Consider the following 16,190-nt stretch of genomic DNA (forward strand, 5'->3'; position numbering starts at 1 on the left):
GTGAGGGTGGTTTCCGTTCGGGTCCGCCGCGTGAGGGCGGTTTCCGTGGTGGTGACCGTCGTGAGGGTGGTTTCCGTTCGGGTCCGCCGCGTGAGGGCGGTTTCCGTGGTGGTGACCGTCGTGAGGGTGGTTTCCGTTCGGGTCCGCCGCGTGAGGGCGGTTTCCGTGGTGGTGACCGTCGTGAGGGCGGCGATCGCCAGGGTGGCTTCCGTGGTGGTGACCGCGAGGGCGGTTTCCGTGGCGGCGAGCGTCGCGAGGGTGGCGATCGCCAGGGTGGTTTCCGTTCGGGTCCGCCGCGTGAAGGTGGCTACCGCGGTGGTGACCGTCGTGAGGGCGGCGACCGTCCGGGTGGTTACCGGAGCGGTGGCGACAGGCAGGGCGGCTTCCGCGGTGGCGACCGTGAGGGCGGCTACCGTGGCTCAGAGCGTCGTGACGAGCGGCGGGAGCGCCCGGAGGCGGAGCGGGAGCGTGCGGCGTCCCCCGTGCTGCCCGACGAGATCGTCGCGACCGACCTCGACAAGGACGTCCGGGCTGAGCTGCTCTCGCTGGCGAAGCCGGTCGCCGAGACGGTCGCCCGGCACCTGGTGGCGACGGGTCAGCTGATCGACGAGGACCCCGCCGAGGCGCTGGCGCACGCGTTGGCGGCCCGTCGGCTGGCGTCCCGGATCGCCGCCGTCCGCGAGGCGGTCGGCCTGGCCGCGTACCACGCGGGGGAGTGGCAGACCGCGATCGCGGAGCTGCGCACATACCACCGGATGAGCGGGTTGCAGAGCCACCTGGCGGTGCTCGCGGACTGCGAGCGGGCGCTGGGTCGGCCGGAGCGGGCGATCGACCTGTTCCGTGGTGCGGACCGGGAGAAGCTGGACCAGGCCGTGGCGATCGAGCTGCTGATCGTGGCGGCCGGGGCGCGCGGTGACCTGGGCCAGAAGGACGCCGCCGTGGCCATGCTCCAGGTTCCCGAGCTGACGAGCGAGACGGCTGAGCCGTGGACGGCGCGGCTGCGTTACGCATACGCCGACGCGCTGCTGGCCGTCGGTCGTCGCGAGGAGGCTCGGGAGTGGTTCTCCCGGGCGGCCGATGTCGACGCCGAGAGCGAGACCGACGCCGCCGAGCGGCTGCTGGAGCTCGACGGTGTGGTGATCGAGGGCGACGAGGAGGACGAGGAGTCCGCCGAGGAGTCTGCCGCCGGCCCCGGCAACCCGGGTGCGGTATTGGCCCGGCCGGACACCGACACCGCCGACGCCGACGCCGAGGACACCGACACCGCCGACACCGACACCGCCGACACCGCCGACACCGACGCCGACAGCGACGGCGAGGACGACGAGCCGCAGGCCGCGGTCGCGGCGGGGCCGGCGGGCGACCTGACCGACGACGAGGCGGATGGCGGCGCCGCCGGACGGGTCGGCGACGACAACGGGGCCGGCGCCGGTGGTGGCGAGCCCACCGTCTCCGGCGGGTCGGACACCGCGAAGCGATGACGACGGATGCCGGGGAACGGCTGGTCGACGGGTACGCCCTGGTCGTCTTCGACCTGGATGGCGTGATCTACCTGATCGACCGGCCGATCCCCGGCGCGGTCGAGGCGGTGGGCCGGCTGCACGCCGAGGGCCGGTCGGTGGCGTACGCGACCAACAACGCCTCGCGCCGCTCCAGCGAGGTGGCCGACCTGCTCACCGGGATGGGCGTGCCCGCCCGGCCCGAAGAGGTGCTCACCTCCGCGGCGGCCGCCGCCGAGCTGCTTCGCGACCGGCTTCCGGCCGGCGCCGCGGTGCTGGTCGTCGGCACCGAGGCACTGCGGGCCGAGCTGGGCGCGGTGGGGCTCAGCCCGGTGTCCCGGGCCGACGAGTCCCCGCTCGCGGTGGTGCAGGGGTTCGGCCCGCAGGTCTGCTGGGCGGACCTGGCCGAGGCTTCGGTGGCCGTACGTGGCGGCGCGACCTGGGTCGCCACCAACGCCGACCCGACCCTGCCCAGTGGCCGGGGGCCACTGCCGGGCAACGGTTCCCTGGTCGCCGTGCTGCGCACGGCGCTCGGCCGGGATCCCGACGTGGTCGTCGGCAAGCCCGAGCCGGCCCTGTTCACCACGGCGGCCCGCCGGGCCGGGCAGGGCCGGACGTTGCTGGTCGGCGACCGGTTGGACACCGACATCGAGGGCGCCCGGCGGGCCGGCCTGGACAGCCTGCTGGTGCTCACCGGCGTGAGCGACGCGGCCGAACTGCTCGCCGCTCCGGCGCACCGCAGGCCGACGTACGTCTCGATGGACCTGGCGGGGCTCTTCGACCCGGCCGCCGTCGTGCGGGTCCCGGGCCCGGCGAACGCCGGCGGATGGTCGGTGGCCCCGCGGGGCGACACGCTGGAGCTGTCCGGGGCTGGCCGCCCGCTGGACGCCCTGGCGGTGCTCTGCACGGCCGCCTGGTCGGCGCGGTCGGCGCGGATCCGGCCCGGGTCGGCCGAGGCGGAGAAGGCACTGGCCGAACTCGGCCTGTCCGGCTGACCGCCTGCGGGCCGGCGACCGTTCAGAGCAGCTTGCGCAGCTTCATCAGGTCGAGCGGGTTCGCCTTGATCGACACCCGTCGGGACGTGACCGCGCGGGTGATGTCGAGTTCGCCGCGGACCAGCGCGAGCAGGTCGTCACTGCCGGTGCTCAGCGCGATCTTGGCTTTCGGGTCGTCGCCGTCGGCCAGGTCGACCAGCCGACCGCCGCAGAGCCGGCCGTGGAAGGCGGTCCCGATGTCGGTGACGCGGCAGGCCAGCGTCCGCTCGAAGTCGACCTTCTCCCGCACCGTCTCCGCGTCGCGGTCCAGCCTGGCCGCCAGATCCCGCAGCGCCTGCCGGCATTCGTCCACGCTGGCCACGACCGCCCCCTCACCGCTCACCACGCCGTCCCCGGCACCGTACCGCACGGGGCGTCGCGGGGTGCCCGGTAGCGTGGCACCTGCACACCCCCGCCCCGCGGAAGGAATCAGGCATGCAGGACGCGTGGCGCGCCTACCTCGAGCTGGCCATGGGCCTGACGGAGGCGCCCCGGAAGAAGGCCCAGGACGCGGTTCGCCGGGCTGTCGGCTCGGGCGGGGCGACCGCCGCCCAGTTGCAGACCCTCGCCGAGGAGTTGGTCTCCACCGGCGCGGCCAACCGTGAGTCGCTGACCAAGCTGGTGCGGTTCGAGGTGGATCGTGCCCTCGGCGCGGTGGGGCTCGCCACCGCCGACGAGGTCGCCGAGTTGACGCGCCGGGTGCACGAGCTGGAACGTCAGCTCCGCGACGCCAAGGCGACCCCCGGTGCCCCGCTGCCGGTGCCCGCCGATGGCGCGGAGTCGTCGAACCCCGGGGCAGCCGCTGCCGGGTCCTCGGTGGTCCCGGGCGCCGCCGAGCCGGCCGTGCCGACCTCGGCGGCCCCCGTGGCGGTCGCGGGGCCTGCCGTGGCGAAGAAGGCGCTGGCCGAGAAGGCCGTCGCCAAGAAGGCCGTCGCCAAGAAGGCCGTGGCCAAGAAGGCCGTCGCCAAGCGGGCGCCGTCCGCCCTCGCCCCCGCCGAGGGCGCGGCGGAGCCGGCCCGTCCGGCGAAGAAGGCGCCGGCCCGCAAGCGGCCGCCGCAGGGCGAGGCGTGACCCGCCCGGCCCTGGCCGGGGGCGGGTCGTGAGCGGTCCCTTCCGCCCCGGGCCGCCGCCCGGCGCCCGTCCCGGCCCGCCGGGTGCCGGCCACGGGCCCGCGTCCGGCTTCCCGCGGCCCGGGCCGGCGCCCACCGCCCGGCCGGGCCCGCGTCCCGGCCCGCCGCCGCTGCCGGAGCCCGCCGAGGATCTGGGCGACGACCGGCATCCCGCTGTGGACGCCGCAGTACGGGCGCTGGCCAACGCCGCCACGCTCGCCCCGGCGGACCAGATCGCGCAGTACGAGGCGGCGTACGAGACGCTGCGGGAGACCCTCGCGACCATCGACCAGGCCTGACCGACCGGAGAAGAACCACGCATGGCACGTCGTAACCGGCTGGACGCCGAACTCGTCCGCCGCGGCCTGGCCCGGTCCCGGGAACAGGCCGCCGCGCTGGTGGAGGCCGGCCGGGTCCAGCTGCGCGGCGTGCCGGCCCGCAAGCCCGCCGCGATGGTCGACCCCGCCGATCCGCTCCTGGTCACCGGCGAGGACCCCGGCTCGGAGTACGTCTCCCGGGGCGGGCACAAGCTGGCCGGCGCGCTGGCCGCCTTCGCGCCGGGTGGGCTGGCGGTGGCCGGCCGGCGCTGCCTCGACGCGGGCGCCTCCACCGGCGGCTTCACCGACGTGCTGCTGCGCGCCGACGCGGCGGAGGTGGTCGCGGTCGACGTCGGCTACGGGCAGCTCGCCTGGCCGCTGCGCAACGACCCCCGGGTACGGGTCTTCGAGCGCACCAACGTCCGTACGCTGACGCCGGAGGTCGTCGACGGGCCGGTCGACCTCACGGTCGCCGACCTGTCGTTCATCTCGCTGCGGCTGGTGCTGCCGGCGCTGGCCGGGTGCACCCGGCCCGACGGCGACCTGGCGCTGATGGTGAAGCCGCAGTTCGAGGTCGGCAAGGAGCGGGTGGGTGCCGGCGGGGTGGTCCGCGACCCGCTGCTGCGGGCGGAGGCCGTGCTCGACGTGGCCGCCGCGGCGGCCCGGCTCGACCTCGGCCTGGCCGACGTGGCCGCGAGCCCGTTGCCGGGGCCGAGCGGCAACGTCGAGTTCTTCGTATGGTTACGCCGGGACGCACCGCCGGCCGACCCGGAGCGGGTGCGCGCGGTGGTGACCGCCGGGCCGGGTGGCCCGGTGCGCTCCGGTGACCGGCCGGACGCGGCGACGGAGGAGGTGGCCGGGTGAGTGAGCTGGCGAGCCCCGCGGTCGCGGGCGTGCTGCGCGGACGCCGCGCGGATGTGACGGGGCGGCGGTCCCGGTGAGCCGCACGGCACTGCTGGTGACGCACACCGGTCGTCGGCGCAGCACGGAGCACGCCCGTGCCGTCGCCGCCGACCTGATCTCGGCCGGCTTCGAGGTGCGCGTCGTGGCCGAGGAGGCCGAGGACCTCGACCTGCCCGGGGTGGTCCCGACGACCGGCCTGGAGGCGGCCGAGGGCGCGGAGATCGTCTTCGCGCTCGGCGGGGACGGCACCTTCCTGCGCGCGGCGGAGCTGGCCCGCCCGGCGAAGGTGCCGCTGATCGGCATCAACCTGGGCAAGGTCGGCTTCCTCGCCGAGGCCGAGATCGACGACCTGGACAGCGCGGTGCGCGACGTGGTCGAGCGCAACTACACCGTCGACGAGCGGCTCACCCTCGACGTGACCGCCGAGTTCGACGGCGGCCCCACCATCGAGTCGTGGGCGCTCAACGAGATCAGCGTCGAGAAGGGCGAGCGCGCCCAGATGCTGGAGCTGCTCGTCGACGTCGACGGCCGACCGCTGTCCCGCTACGGCTGCGACGGGGTGGTCTGCGCGACCCCCACCGGCTCGACGGCGTACGCGTTCTCCGGCGGCGGGCCGGTGGTCTGGCCGGAGGTGGAGGCCCTGCTGCTGGTGCCGATCAGCGCGCACGCGCTGTTCAGCCGGCCGCTGGTCACCGCGCCCACGTCCACGTTCGTCATCACCGTCGACCCGTTCACCACCCTCGCGGTGCTGTCCTGCGACGGCCGGCGGGTCTACGACCTGCCGCCGGGGGCGCGGGTCACGGTGCGCCGCGGCGCGCTGCCGGTGCGCGTCGTGCGGCTGCGGGACCGCCCGTTCACCGACCGGCTGGTGGCGAAGTTCGACCTGCCCGTGCAGGGCTGGCGCGGCAACCGTCGGTGACCCTGCGGCGGGCCGCCGCCGGCCGTCCACGCCCGGGCGGCCCCGGCGGCGGTGTCGGCGGGCGGACGCACCGGCACGCCAACGCCGGCTGGTCAAGTGTCGGGGGCCGCGTCTACTGTCGGTTGCTGTGCTGGAAGAGCTGCGCATCACCGGACTGGGCGTCATCGAGGACACCACGCTGCCGCTGACCGGCGGCATGAACGTCATCACCGGCGAGACCGGTGCGGGCAAGACCATGGTGGTCACCGGTCTCGGCCTGCTCTTCGGCGGGCGTGCCGACGCCGGCCGGGTGCGCGCCCAGCCGGGCCGGGCGGTGGTCGAGGGCCGCCTGCGGCTCGCGGGCCGCGTCGCCGCCACCGTGCACGCGCGGATCACCGACGCGGGCGGCGAGCCCGACGAGGACGGCTCGGTGCTGCTGAGCCGCACGGTCACCGTGGAGGGGCGCTCCCGCGCGCATCTGGGCGGGCGGAGCATGCCGGTGTCGATGCTCGGTGAGGTGGGCGAGCAGGCGGTGGCCGTGCACGGCCAGTCCGACCAGCTGCGGCTGCTGCGGCCGGCCGAGCAGCGGGCCGCGCTCGACCGCTTCGCCGGCGCGGAGCACGAGAAGCTGCTCGACGCGCTGCGCGAGGCGTACGCCCGCTGGCGCGCGGTGGTCGACGACCTGACCGACCGGCGGCGCAACGCCCGCGAGCGCAACCAGGAGGCCGACCTGCTGCGCCTCGGCCTCGACGAGATCACCCGGGTCGACCCGCAGCCCGGAGAGGACGACGAGCTGAAGGCGGAGGCACAGCGGCTGGAGCATGCCGAGGGGCTGCGTACCGCGGCACAGGTGGCCCACCAGTGCGTGGCCGGCGGCGTGGAGGCGACCGACGAGACCCCGGACGCGGCAACGCTGCTCGGCACCGCCCGGCGCACCCTGGAGGCGCAGGCCGGCACGGACCCGGCGCTGGGCGAGCTGGCGGGGCGGCTGGAGGAGGCGGCGACGCTCGTCACGGACGTCTCGGCCGAGCTGTCGGCCTACCTCGCCGCGCTCGACGCCGACCCGGCGCGGTTGCAGACCGTCTACGAGCGGCGGGCGGCGCTGCGTGCGCTCACCCGCAAGTACGCCGACGACGTCGACGGGGTGATCGCCTGGGCCGAACGTGCCCGCACCCGCCTGTCCGACCTCGACACCTCCGACGACCTCCTGGACGAGCTGGACCGGGAGGCAGCCCGGCTGGCCGGCGAGGTGGCCGACCTGGCCGGCCGGGTGTCGACGTCGCGACAGGAGGCGGCGACCCGCTTCGCGGAGCAGGTCACCGTCGAGCTGGCGGGGCTGGCCATGCCGCACGCCCGGATCGAGGTGGCGGTGCTGCCCCGCGCCGCCGGCCGCGCCGAGCCGACCCTGCCGGTCAACGGCACCGAGGTCGGTGTCGGCCCGGACGGCGGCGACGAGGTGGAGCTGCGGCTGCTGGCCCATCCGGGCGCTCCCTCGCTGCCGTTGCAGCGCGGCGCCTCCGGCGGCGAGCTGTCCCGGGTGATGCTCGCCATCGAGGTGGTCTTCGCCGGCTCGGGTGGGCCGCCCACGTTGGTCTTCGACGAGGTCGACGCCGGGGTCGGCGGGCAGGCCGCGGTGGAGATCGGCCGGCGGCTGGCCCGGCTGGCCCGCAGCCACCAGGTGCTGGTCGTCACCCACCTGCCGCAGGTGGCCGCGTTCGCCGACCGGCATCTGGTGGTGGCGAAGGACACGGGCGGGGCGGTCACCACGAGCGGGGTGCGGGTGGTGGAGGACACCGAGCGCGCCCGGGAACTGGCCCGGATGCTCGCCGGTCTGCCCGACTCCGACCTGGGTATCGCGCACGCCGAGGAGCTGCTCGCCGTGGCGGCCAGGGAAAGGCGCCCGTGAGGTCGGCGATTGTGAGCACAGGCACACCGGCCTGCGCGGTAATGTGCTTCCCTGGGTAGGCGGCCCTGCTCAGGCATGTCGCGACAGATTTGCCTGCCTCACATGCCAGGATGGTCACGATGCGTCTACCCACGTTGCGCCGGACCCGGAACGCGGAACCGGGCAGGATCTTCGGCACCGCGCGCCTCGACCGCCGGACAAAACGCCTGGTCGGCCGGCTCCGCCCCGGTGACATCGCGGTCATCGACCATGTCGATCTCGACCGGGTCGCCGCCGACTCGCTCGTCGCCGTCGGTGTCGGCGCCGTGCTCAACGCGAAGCCGTCGGTCTCCGGCCGATATCCGAACCTTGGGCCGGAGGTGCTGGTCGCTGCCGGTATTCCTCTCCTGGACGACCTGGGGGAGGGGGTCTTCGAGCGGATCCGCGAGGGCGACACCGTCCGGATCGAGGGCAACACCGTCTTCGTCGGCGACGAGCCGATGGCGCACGGCAGCCTCCAGGACGCCGAGACCGTGGCCAAGGCCATGGCCGACGCCCGGGAGGGGCTCTCGGTGCAGTTGGAGGCGTTCGCCGCCAACACGATGGACTACCTCCGTCAGGAGCGCGACCTGCTCCTCGACGGCGTCGGCGTGCCCGAGATCCAGACCGAGATGCAGGGGCGGCACTGCCTGATCGTGGTGCGCGGCTACGACTACAAGGCCGACCTGGACGTGCTGCGCCCCTACATCCGCGAGTTCAAGCCGGTCCTGATCGGCGTCGACGGCGGCGCGGACGCGCTGGTCGAGGCCGGCTACCCGCCGGACATGATCATCGGAGACATGGACTCGGTCACCGACGACGTGCTGCGTTGCGGCGCCGAGGTGATCGTGCACGCCTACCCGGACGGTCGCGCGCCCGGCCTGGCCCGGGTCAACGGCCTCGGCGTACCGGCGGTGACCTTCCCCGCGGCGGCCACGAGCGAGGACCTTGCCATGCTGCTGGCCGACGAGAAGGGCGCCTCGCTGCTCGTCGCCGTCGGCACCCACGCCACGCTGGTCGAGTTCCTCGACAAGGGCCGCGGCGGGATGGCCTCCACGTTCCTGACCCGGCTCAAGGTCGGCGGCAAGCTGGTCGACGCCAAGGGCGTGAGCCGGCTCTACCGGCAGAGCATCTCCGGGTCGTCGCTGCTGCTGCTGGTGCTCTCCGCGATCGCGGCGATGGCGTCGGCCGTGGCGGTCTCCACCGTCGGCAAGGCGTATTTGGGCGTGGTCTCCGAGTGGTGGAACAATTTCGTGTTCCAGCTCGAACAGCTTTTCTAGCGTCCCACCGACCAAGAGGCGACAGGTGTGATCAACTTCCGGTACCACGTGGTTTCCCTGACCGCGGTCTTCCTCGCGTTGGCGATCGGTCTCGTGGTCGGCACCGCCGCCCTGAACGGCCCGGTGGCCGACTCGCTCAAGGAGAACGTCAACGCGCTGCGCAAGGACAACCAGCAGATGCGCCAGGCGGTCCAGAGCATGGAGAAGGAGCTGGAGCTCGAGGAGGAGTTCGCGGCCCAGACAGCGGAGTTGTTGTTGCCCGGCAAGCTGACCGACAAGCGGGTGCTGGTCGTCGGCCTGCCCACCGGGCGCGACCACACCGAGGGCGTGGTCAAGATGCTCCAGCTCGCCGGGGCCCAGGTGAGCCGCGTCGACCTGCAGGACAAGTTCATCAACCCGGACAACAACAACAACCTGCTGGAGCTGGCAGTCACCGCCGCGCGCCCCACCAGCGCGCCGACCGCCGACCTGCCGAGCAACAGCAACGGTGTCGAGACGTCCAGCGCGCTGCTGGCCAGCGTCCTGCTCGACCGGGCGGCCGGCGCCACCCCCGTCACCGAGGCCGACCGGCGGGCGGTGCTCGCCGCCTACGTCAACGCCAACTACCTGACCACCGAGAAGCCGGTCACCGCGTCGGCGGAGGCCGCCGTCCTGGTCAGCGGGCAGCCGTACGTGGACAAGGACTCGGCGAAGAAGGACGAGTCGGTGCTGAAGGTCGCCGAGCAGTTCGACCAGGCCGGGACGCTCGTCGTGGGCGGCAACGGCTCGGCCGGTGGAAACCTGGTGGCCGCCGTGCGCAGCGACCCCGTGCTGGTGCAGACCATCTCCACCGTCGACAACGCCAACACCGTCCAGGGCCAGCTGGTCACCGCCCTCGCGCTGGTGCAGCAGGTCACGGAGAAGAAGGCCGGGCAGTACGGCGTCGCCGACAACGCCACCCTGCTGCCTAGACTGCCCCAGTGACGCGACGACGTACCCCGGTGTCCGGATCCAGCCTCGCCGACGCACGGCGGGAGGGAGAGGCGTGAGTCTGCTCGGTCGACTGCTGATCGCCGGGGCGGGCGCCGCCGCCGCCCGGTACGCGCTGCGCGAGGTGCGCACCTCGCCGGCCGGGCCCGCGCTGGAGCGCACCAACTTCCGTGGCCGCACCGTGAGCCTGGCCGCCGGCCCCGCTCTCGCGGCCGGCGCCGCCGCGGCGGGCGCGTTCGGCGCCTCCAGCGGCCCGTCGGGCGCCGCCGCCCTGGTCGCGGGGGTGGGCGCCGGCACGGTCGGCCTCTACGACGACGTGGTCGGGGCACGGCCCGAGCAGAAGGCGGCCAAGGGCTTCGCCGGGCACCTGGCCGCGCTGCGCGAGGGTCGGGTCACCGCGGGAATGGTCAAGGTCGTCGGGGTTGGGGCCGCCGGCCTCGGCGCCGCCGCGTTGCTCGCCGCCGACCCCCGGGTCGCCGGGCACTGGCGCCGCCAGCGGCAGGGCCCGCTGGGCCGGGGCGTCGACGTGCTGCTCGGCGCCGGTGTCGTCGCCGGCACCGCGAACCTGCTCAACCTGCTCGACCTGCGTCCCGGCCGGGCGCTGAAGTCCGGCCTCCTGCTCGGTGCCCCGCTGGCCGGCGGCCCGCACGGCGGGATCGCCGCCGGTGCCGTCGGCGCCGCCGCCGGTCTGCTCCCCGCCGACCTCGGCGAGGACGTGATGCTCGGCGACAGCGGCGCGAACGCGCTCGGCGCGCTGCTCGGCGTGGCGCTGGCCGCGCGTACCGGGCCTCTCGGGCGGGCCGGGCTGCTCGCCGTGCTCGCCGGGCTCACCGCGGCCAGCGAGAGGGTGAGCTTCACCCAGGTCATCCAGCGCACCCCGGGGCTGCGCGAGCTCGACGCACTGGGTCGACGCGCCGACTGACGTGACGACCCCGGCACCCCTCGCCGGCGCCGGCCGCGTCGCCGGAGCTGCCGCGCTCATCGCCGTCCTCACCGTCCTCAGCCGGCTCGCCGGCTTCGGCCGTACCGCCGTCTTCACCTGGGTCGTGCAGAAGAGCGACCTCGGTGGCATGTACGTCATCGCCAACACCGCGCCGAACATCATCTTCGAGATCGTGGCCGGTGGCGCGCTGGCGAGCCTGGTCGTACCGCTGCTGGCCGGGCCGGTCGCGGCCGGTGACCGGCGCGCGGTGGCCGCCACCACCGGGGCCCTGCTCACCTGGACGGTCACCCTGCTGGTCCCGCTGGCTGTCCTGGTCGCGGTGGCGGCCGGCCCGATCGTGTCGCTGCTCAGCGAGGGGCGCTCCGAGGCCGAGCTGGCGGCCGGCGCGCGGATGCTGCGGGTCTTCGCTCCGCAACTGCCGCTCTACGGCATCGGGATCGTGCTGACCGGGGTGCTCCAGGCCCACCGCCGCTTCGCCTGGCCGGTGATCGCGCCGCTGCTGTCCAGCCTCACCGTGATCGTGGTTTACCTCGTCTTCGGCGGCGCCGAGGGACGAGGCGTCGGCGTGGCGCAGGTGAGCGGCGGCGGCGAACTGATCCTGTCGGCCGGCACCACGCTCGGCGTGGTGGTGCTGTCGCTGTCGCTGCTGATCCCACTGCGCCGGTTGGGCCTGCGGCCCCGCCCGGGGTACGCGTTCCCGCCCGACGCGCGGGCGCGGGTCGGCGGGCTGGCGGTTGCCGGGGCGGTCACCGTCACCGCGCAGCAGCTCGCGTTGCTGGTGCTGCTCAAGCGGGTCTCCGGCGGCCCGACCGGTTCGCCGCAGGTGTTCAACCTGGCCCAGACCATGTACCTGCTGCCCTGGGCGGTGCTGGCGGTGCCCCTGGCGGTGGCGGCGTACCCGACGCTGGCGACCGCCGCCACCGCGGGACGGGACGAGGACTACCGGCGCACGCTCTCCTCGACCGTGCGCGGTGTGCTGCTGTTCAGCTGCCTCGGCGCGGCGGCGCTGGTCGGCACGGCCGGGCCGGTCGCCGCGTTCTTCTACCCGGGCGACCCGGGCTCCACCGCCGCGGGCATCGTCGGCTTCGCCCCCGGGCTGCTCGGCTACGGCCTCTTCGCGGTGCTCTCCCGCGCCCTCTACGCCCGGGGGGCCACCCGCCCCGCCACCGTCGCCATCGGCGTCGGCTGGCTGGCCGTGCCGGTGGTGGCGGTGCCGTTGTCGGTCCTCCTGCCGGTGGCGGACCGGGTGCTCGCGGTCGCCCTGGCCAACTCGGCCGGGATGGTCCTGCTCGGCGGGCTGCTGCTCGTCGCGGTGCGCCGCGCTGCCGGGCCTCCCGCGCTCGCCGGCGCCGCCCGCGCCGGCGGCGCCGGGGTGCTCGCCGGCACCCTGGCCGCGCTCGCCGGAACGGCCGTCGCCCGGGGGCTCGACGCGGCGACCGGCGGCACCCCGACGACACCGGGCGCACTCGTGCAGGGCATGCTGTCCGGAGTCCTGGTCGGCGTCGTGTTCCTCGCCGTCGTCTGGCTGATCGACCGGCGGGACGTGAAGCCGCTGCTCGCCGTGGTGCTCCGGCGGCTGGGCAGGGCGGGCCGGCGCGGGCCGGCGGCCCCCGCCGAAGCAACGGGCGAGGGCGACATCCCCCCGGAACGGGGTGACGGGAAGGAGACGGTGTCCCGGTGAGCGGGTGCAGGACGGGTGACCGGCCGACGGCGACCGACGGGCGGGGGTGGTCGCGGTGACGGCAGCGGTTCCCGACCGGCGCGGCACGGTGGCGCTGCTGCTCGCCTCCAGCACCGGCGGCGTGGGGCAGCACGTCCGCTCGCTGGCCCGGGGCCTGACCGCCGCGGGCACCTCCGTGCTGGTCTGCGGGCCCGCCGCGACCCAGGAGCAGTTCGACTTCACGGGCGCCGGCGCCCGCTTCCTGCCGGTGGAGATCCCGGCCAGCCCGACCCCGGCCGACGCCCGGGCGGTCACCGCGCTACGCCGGGCGCTCGCCGACGAGGAGGTCGACGTGCTGCACGCCCACGGCCTGCGCGCCGGGCTCGTGGCCGTGCTCGCCCGCCCGGCCGCCCCGCTCGTGGTGAGCTGGCACAACGCGGTGCTCGCGGGCGGCCTGCGCGGCGCTGTGTCCCGCGTCGTCGAGCGGGTCGTGGCCCGGGGCGCCCGGGTGGCGCTCGGCGCGTCCGCCGACCTGGTCGAACGGGCCACCGCGCTGGGCGCGACGGACGCCCGGCTCGCCCCGGTCGCCGCGCCGGCACTGCCCGCGCCGCGCCGCCGCCGGGCCGCCGTCCGCGCCGAGTTCGGCGTCGCCCCGGACCAGCCGTTGATCCTCTCCGTCGGCCGGCTGCATCCCCAGAAGCGGTACGACGTGCTCATCGACGCGGCTGCCCGGTGGCGTACGCGGAAACCGGCGCCGGTGGTGGTCATCGCCGGCAGCGGTCCCGCCTACCTGCCGCTGGCCGCCCGGATCTCCGCCGCCCGGGCCCCGGTGACCCTGCTGGGGCACCGTACCGACGTGGGCGACCTGCTCGCCGGGGCCGACCTGGCGCTGGTGACCAGCGACTGGGAGGCCCGTCAGCTCTTCGCGCAGGAGGCGATGCGGGCCGGCGTACCGCTGGTGGCGACCGGGGTCGGCGGCCTGCCGGAGCTGGTCGGCGACGCCGCGGTGCTGGTGCCGCCGGGGGACGTGGACGCCGTCGACGCGGCCGTACGCGACCTGCTCGACGACGGGACCGGGCGGGCCGAGCTGGGGCGGCGCGGCGCTGCCCGGGCCGCCACCTGGCCCACCGAGGCCGACACCCTCGCCCAACTGGCGGCGCTCTACGCCGAGCTGGCCCCGGACACCGCCGGGCCGGGGGCCCCGGGCGCCGACGCCCCGTCGACGGGGCGCCGCTGATGCGGCGCAGAATCGCCCCGATCCTGCTGACCCTCGTCGTGGTGGCACTGGGCATCACCGCGCTGACCGCCCGCCCCGACCGGGAGGCCCCCGGGCGCACCGCCGACTTCGTGGTGCTGGCCGGGGTGGCTGGGCTGCGCTGGGAGGACGTCGACCCGCAGACCACGCCGACGTTGTGGCGGATGGCCCAGGACGGCTCGATCGGCTCGCTGTCGGTCCGTTCCGCGCACCGGCCGACCTGCCCCGTGGACGGCTGGCTGACCCTCGGCGCGGGCAGCTACGCCGCCTGGAACGGCAGCCGGCAGGCCGGCGGCTGCCCACCGGCCCAGGTGACGGTCGAGCAGCCCGACGGCATCGGCGCGAACCTGCCCGACCAGGAGAGCGTGGTCCTGCACAACCAGGAGCGGCTGCCCTGGGGCGCGGTGCCCGGCGCGCTGTCGGAGTCGGTGCGTTGCTCGGTGGCGGTCGGGCCCGGCGCGGCCGTCGCCGCCGCCCGGCCGTTCGGCCGCGTCGACCGGTACGCCCCGGCGCTTCCCGCGGACCCGGCCAACCTGCTCGGCTCCTGCGTGCTGAGCATCGTCGACCTCGGTACGGTGGCCGGTGAGGACCCGGCGGCCCGGGCCGCGGCCGCCCGCGAGGCCGACGCCCGCCTGGCCCGGGTGCTGGCCGCCCGGCCGCCCCGCTCGCTGGTGCTCGTCGCCGGGGTGTCCGACACCGACGCGCCGTCGCGGCTGCACGTCGTCGTGGCCGACGGGCCGGGCTGGGAACGCGGGTGGCTCACCTCCGCCAGCACCGGCCGGGAGGGCTACCTGCAACTGGTCGACCTCGCGCCGACCGCGCTCACCGCGCTGGGCCGGTCGATGCCGGAGCGGCTCTTCCTCGGTCGGCCGGCCGAGTCGGTCGGCGGGCGGCCGGCGGACCTCGCCGCCGCGATCGCCGAGCCCGCGGACGCCGACCGCGAGGCCGCCGCCCAGCGGCGGGTGGCGGACTGGTTCTTCACCCTGCTGGTCGGCGCCCAGGTGCTGTTGGCCGTGGCGGTGCTGCCGCTGCTGCGCCGGGCCCGCCGGCACGCCGGCCCGTACGGCCCGGAGCCGGTGTCGCCCCGGGTGGTGGCGGTCGTGGAGCTGCTGCTGATCGCGGCGGCCCTCGCCGTGCCGGCGGCCCTGCTCGCCGACGCCGTGCCCTGGTGGCGCGGGGACCACGCGGGCGTGTACTTCGCCGGGGTGACCGTACTGCTGATGGTCGCCGCGACCGCCGTGGTCCGGCTCGCGCCCGGGCACGCGGCCACCCTCGGCCCGCTCGGTGCGGTGGCCGGCCTGACCACGCTGACCGTGGGCATGGACGTGCTCACCGGCGCCCGCCTCCAGCTCAACGGGGTGGTCGGCTACTCCGCCCTGGAGGGCGGCCGGTACGCCGGGCTGGGCACCGTCGGGCTCGGCGTGTTCCTTGCCGGCGCCCTGCTGAGCGCGGGGTGGCTGGCCCAGCGGGTGCGCCGGTCCTGGCGGCCGCCCGTGATGGTGGCCGTCGGCGGCGCGGCCGTGCTGGTCGTCGGCAGCCCGTACCTGGGAGCCGATCCGATCGGTGCCATTGCGCTGACCGCCGGGCTGAGCGTCGCCGCGGCGATCAGCGCCGGCGGGTGGCTGACCGTCAGCCGGCTGGCCTGGGCCACCATGGCCGGGCTGGCGCTGACCATCGGTTTCGCGGTGCTCGACCTGCGCCGGCCCGCCGCCGAGCGGGGCAGCCTCGGCCGCTTCCTGGCCGCCGTGGGTGACGGCACCGGCGGGCTGACCGTGCACCGTTCCAGCACGGCGAACTTCGAGACGCTGGTGAACAGCCCGCTGACGGTGCTGGCACTGGCCGGCGGCCTGCTGGTCTGGTTCGCCCTGCTCCAGCCGTGGGGCGGGCTGAAGCGGCTGTTCGGCATCTACCCGGCGATGCGGGCGGCGATGGCCGGCACCGCCGTCGCCGCGGTGATCGGCGGGGTGCTGCGCGGCGACGCCCTGGACGTCGCCGGCGCGGCCGCCGCCCTGGTGGTGCCGATGGCGGCGCTGGCCGCGCTGCGGGTGCTGGACCACTCCACCGACCGGACGCTGCCCGACGCGGGCCGGCAGCGCGACGAGGGGCCCGGCGGGTCGGGCGGGGGCACCGGCGGGGGACGCGACGGCGACGGCCCGGACCGCCCGGCCCCGACCGGCGCGGGGGCGGGCACCGCCCGTACCCCGGAGCGGGGCGTGGAACCGGCCCCGGCGCCGACGGCCCCGGCCCCGCGCGCGCCGGGCCCGGCGACCGGGGCGCAGGGGCCACCGGCCGGCGCCGCCGCCGGAGAGCACGCGCCGGCCGGCCGGTCATCGACCGAGGTCACCGCCTCCTGAGTCCGCGCCCGACGTGCCGCGGCCCGGCCCGGGTGCGCCCGGCGG

Annotated in this window: 13 protein-coding genes; 12 read left to right on the forward strand and 1 reads right to left on the reverse strand. The window is 76.1% G+C overall.

What is annotated here, in order from left to right; genetic code table 11:
- Positions 1 to 1,057 precede the first annotated feature (1,057 nt).
- On the forward strand, positions 1,058 to 2,494 hold the full coding sequence (locus KBX06_RS26420) for an HAD-IIA family hydrolase (protein ID WP_374225678.1): 1,437 nt from the start codon (positions 1,058 to 1,060) through the stop codon (positions 2,492 to 2,494).
- 22 nt (positions 2,495 to 2,516) lie between these two features.
- On the opposite strand, the gene KBX06_RS26425 is transcribed toward KBX06_RS26420, so the two are convergent.
- The gene (locus tag KBX06_RS26425) at positions 2,517 to 2,855 is read right to left on the reverse strand and encodes an SCP2 sterol-binding domain-containing protein (protein ID WP_210839727.1); all 339 of its coding nucleotides are present in this window, start codon (positions 2,853 to 2,855) and stop codon (positions 2,517 to 2,519) included.
- 113 nt (positions 2,856 to 2,968) lie between these two features.
- Here KBX06_RS26425 and KBX06_RS26430 point away from each other — a divergent pair, with 113 nt between their 5' ends.
- From KBX06_RS26430 to KBX06_RS26480, 11 genes are all read left to right on the forward strand, one after another.
- Positions 2,969 to 3,604: a phasin family protein gene (locus tag KBX06_RS26430; RefSeq protein WP_210839690.1), complete on the forward strand. Its 636-nt coding sequence runs from the start codon at positions 2,969 to 2,971 to the stop codon at positions 3,602 to 3,604.
- A gap of 28 nt (positions 3,605 to 3,632) precedes the next feature.
- Complete coding sequence (locus KBX06_RS28390) at positions 3,633 to 3,941, forward strand: hypothetical protein (protein ID WP_210839691.1); 309 nt, start codon at positions 3,633 to 3,635, stop codon at positions 3,939 to 3,941.
- A 21-nt stretch (positions 3,942 to 3,962) separates the two neighbouring features.
- Positions 3,963 to 4,823, forward strand: coding sequence for a TlyA family RNA methyltransferase (locus KBX06_RS26440; RefSeq protein WP_210839692.1), 861 nt, complete (start codon positions 3,963 to 3,965; stop codon positions 4,821 to 4,823).
- Between the two features lie 73 nt (positions 4,824 to 4,896).
- Positions 4,897 to 5,781 carry an NAD kinase gene (locus KBX06_RS26445; RefSeq protein ID WP_210839693.1) on the forward strand — a complete coding sequence of 295 codons (885 nt, stop codon included), beginning with the start codon at positions 4,897 to 4,899 and terminating at the stop codon, positions 5,779 to 5,781.
- Between the two features lie 127 nt (positions 5,782 to 5,908).
- On the forward strand, positions 5,909 to 7,666 hold the full coding sequence (gene recN / locus KBX06_RS26450) for a DNA repair protein RecN (protein WP_210839694.1): 1,758 nt from the start codon (positions 5,909 to 5,911) through the stop codon (positions 7,664 to 7,666).
- A gap of 119 nt (positions 7,667 to 7,785) precedes the next feature.
- The gene (gene steA, locus KBX06_RS26455) at positions 7,786 to 8,964 is read left to right on the forward strand and encodes a putative cytokinetic ring protein SteA (RefSeq protein ID WP_210839695.1); all 1,179 of its coding nucleotides are present in this window, start codon (positions 7,786 to 7,788) and stop codon (positions 8,962 to 8,964) included.
- 27 nt (positions 8,965 to 8,991) lie between these two features.
- Entirely contained in the window at positions 8,992 to 9,927 is a 936-nt protein-coding gene (locus KBX06_RS26460; RefSeq protein ID WP_210839696.1) for a copper transporter, read from the forward strand.
- A gap of 61 nt (positions 9,928 to 9,988) precedes the next feature.
- Complete coding sequence (locus KBX06_RS26465; protein ID WP_210839697.1) at positions 9,989 to 10,855, forward strand: hypothetical protein; 867 nt, start codon at positions 9,989 to 9,991, stop codon at positions 10,853 to 10,855.
- Between the two features lies 1 nt (position 10,856).
- Complete coding sequence (gene murJ, locus KBX06_RS26470; RefSeq protein WP_210839698.1) at positions 10,857 to 12,557, forward strand: murein biosynthesis integral membrane protein MurJ; 1,701 nt, start codon at positions 10,857 to 10,859, stop codon at positions 12,555 to 12,557.
- A gap of 55 nt (positions 12,558 to 12,612) precedes the next feature.
- Positions 12,613 to 13,773, forward strand: a complete 1,161-nt coding sequence (locus KBX06_RS26475) for a glycosyltransferase family 4 protein (RefSeq protein WP_210839699.1) — start codon at positions 12,613 to 12,615, stop codon at positions 13,771 to 13,773.
- Positions 13,773 to 16,145, forward strand: coding sequence for a hypothetical protein (locus KBX06_RS26480; RefSeq protein ID WP_210839700.1), 2,373 nt, complete (start codon positions 13,773 to 13,775; stop codon positions 16,143 to 16,145). The genes KBX06_RS26475 and KBX06_RS26480 overlap by 1 nt, the downstream gene beginning before the upstream one ends.
- Positions 16,146 to 16,190 lie beyond the last annotated feature (45 nt).

The organism is Micromonospora sp. C31 (assembly GCF_018070575.1).
Taxonomy (GTDB): domain Bacteria; phylum Actinomycetota; class Actinomycetes; order Mycobacteriales; family Micromonosporaceae; genus Micromonospora.

What these genes read in the sequence shown, in the direction of transcription:
- KBX06_RS26430 (WP_210839690.1), top strand. Translation starts at nt 2,969, where the DNA reads ATGCAGGACGCGTGGCGCGCCTACCTCGAGCTGGCCATGGGCCTGACG.
- KBX06_RS26440 (WP_210839692.1), top strand. Translation starts at nt 3,963, where the DNA reads ATGGCACGTCGTAACCGGCTGGACGCCGAACTCGTCCGCCGCGGCCTG.
- steA (WP_210839695.1), top strand. Translation starts at nt 7,786, where the DNA reads ATGCGTCTACCCACGTTGCGCCGGACCCGGAACGCGGAACCGGGCAGG.
- KBX06_RS26480 (WP_210839700.1), top strand. Translation starts at nt 13,773, where the DNA reads ATGCGGCGCAGAATCGCCCCGATCCTGCTGACCCTCGTCGTGGTGGCA.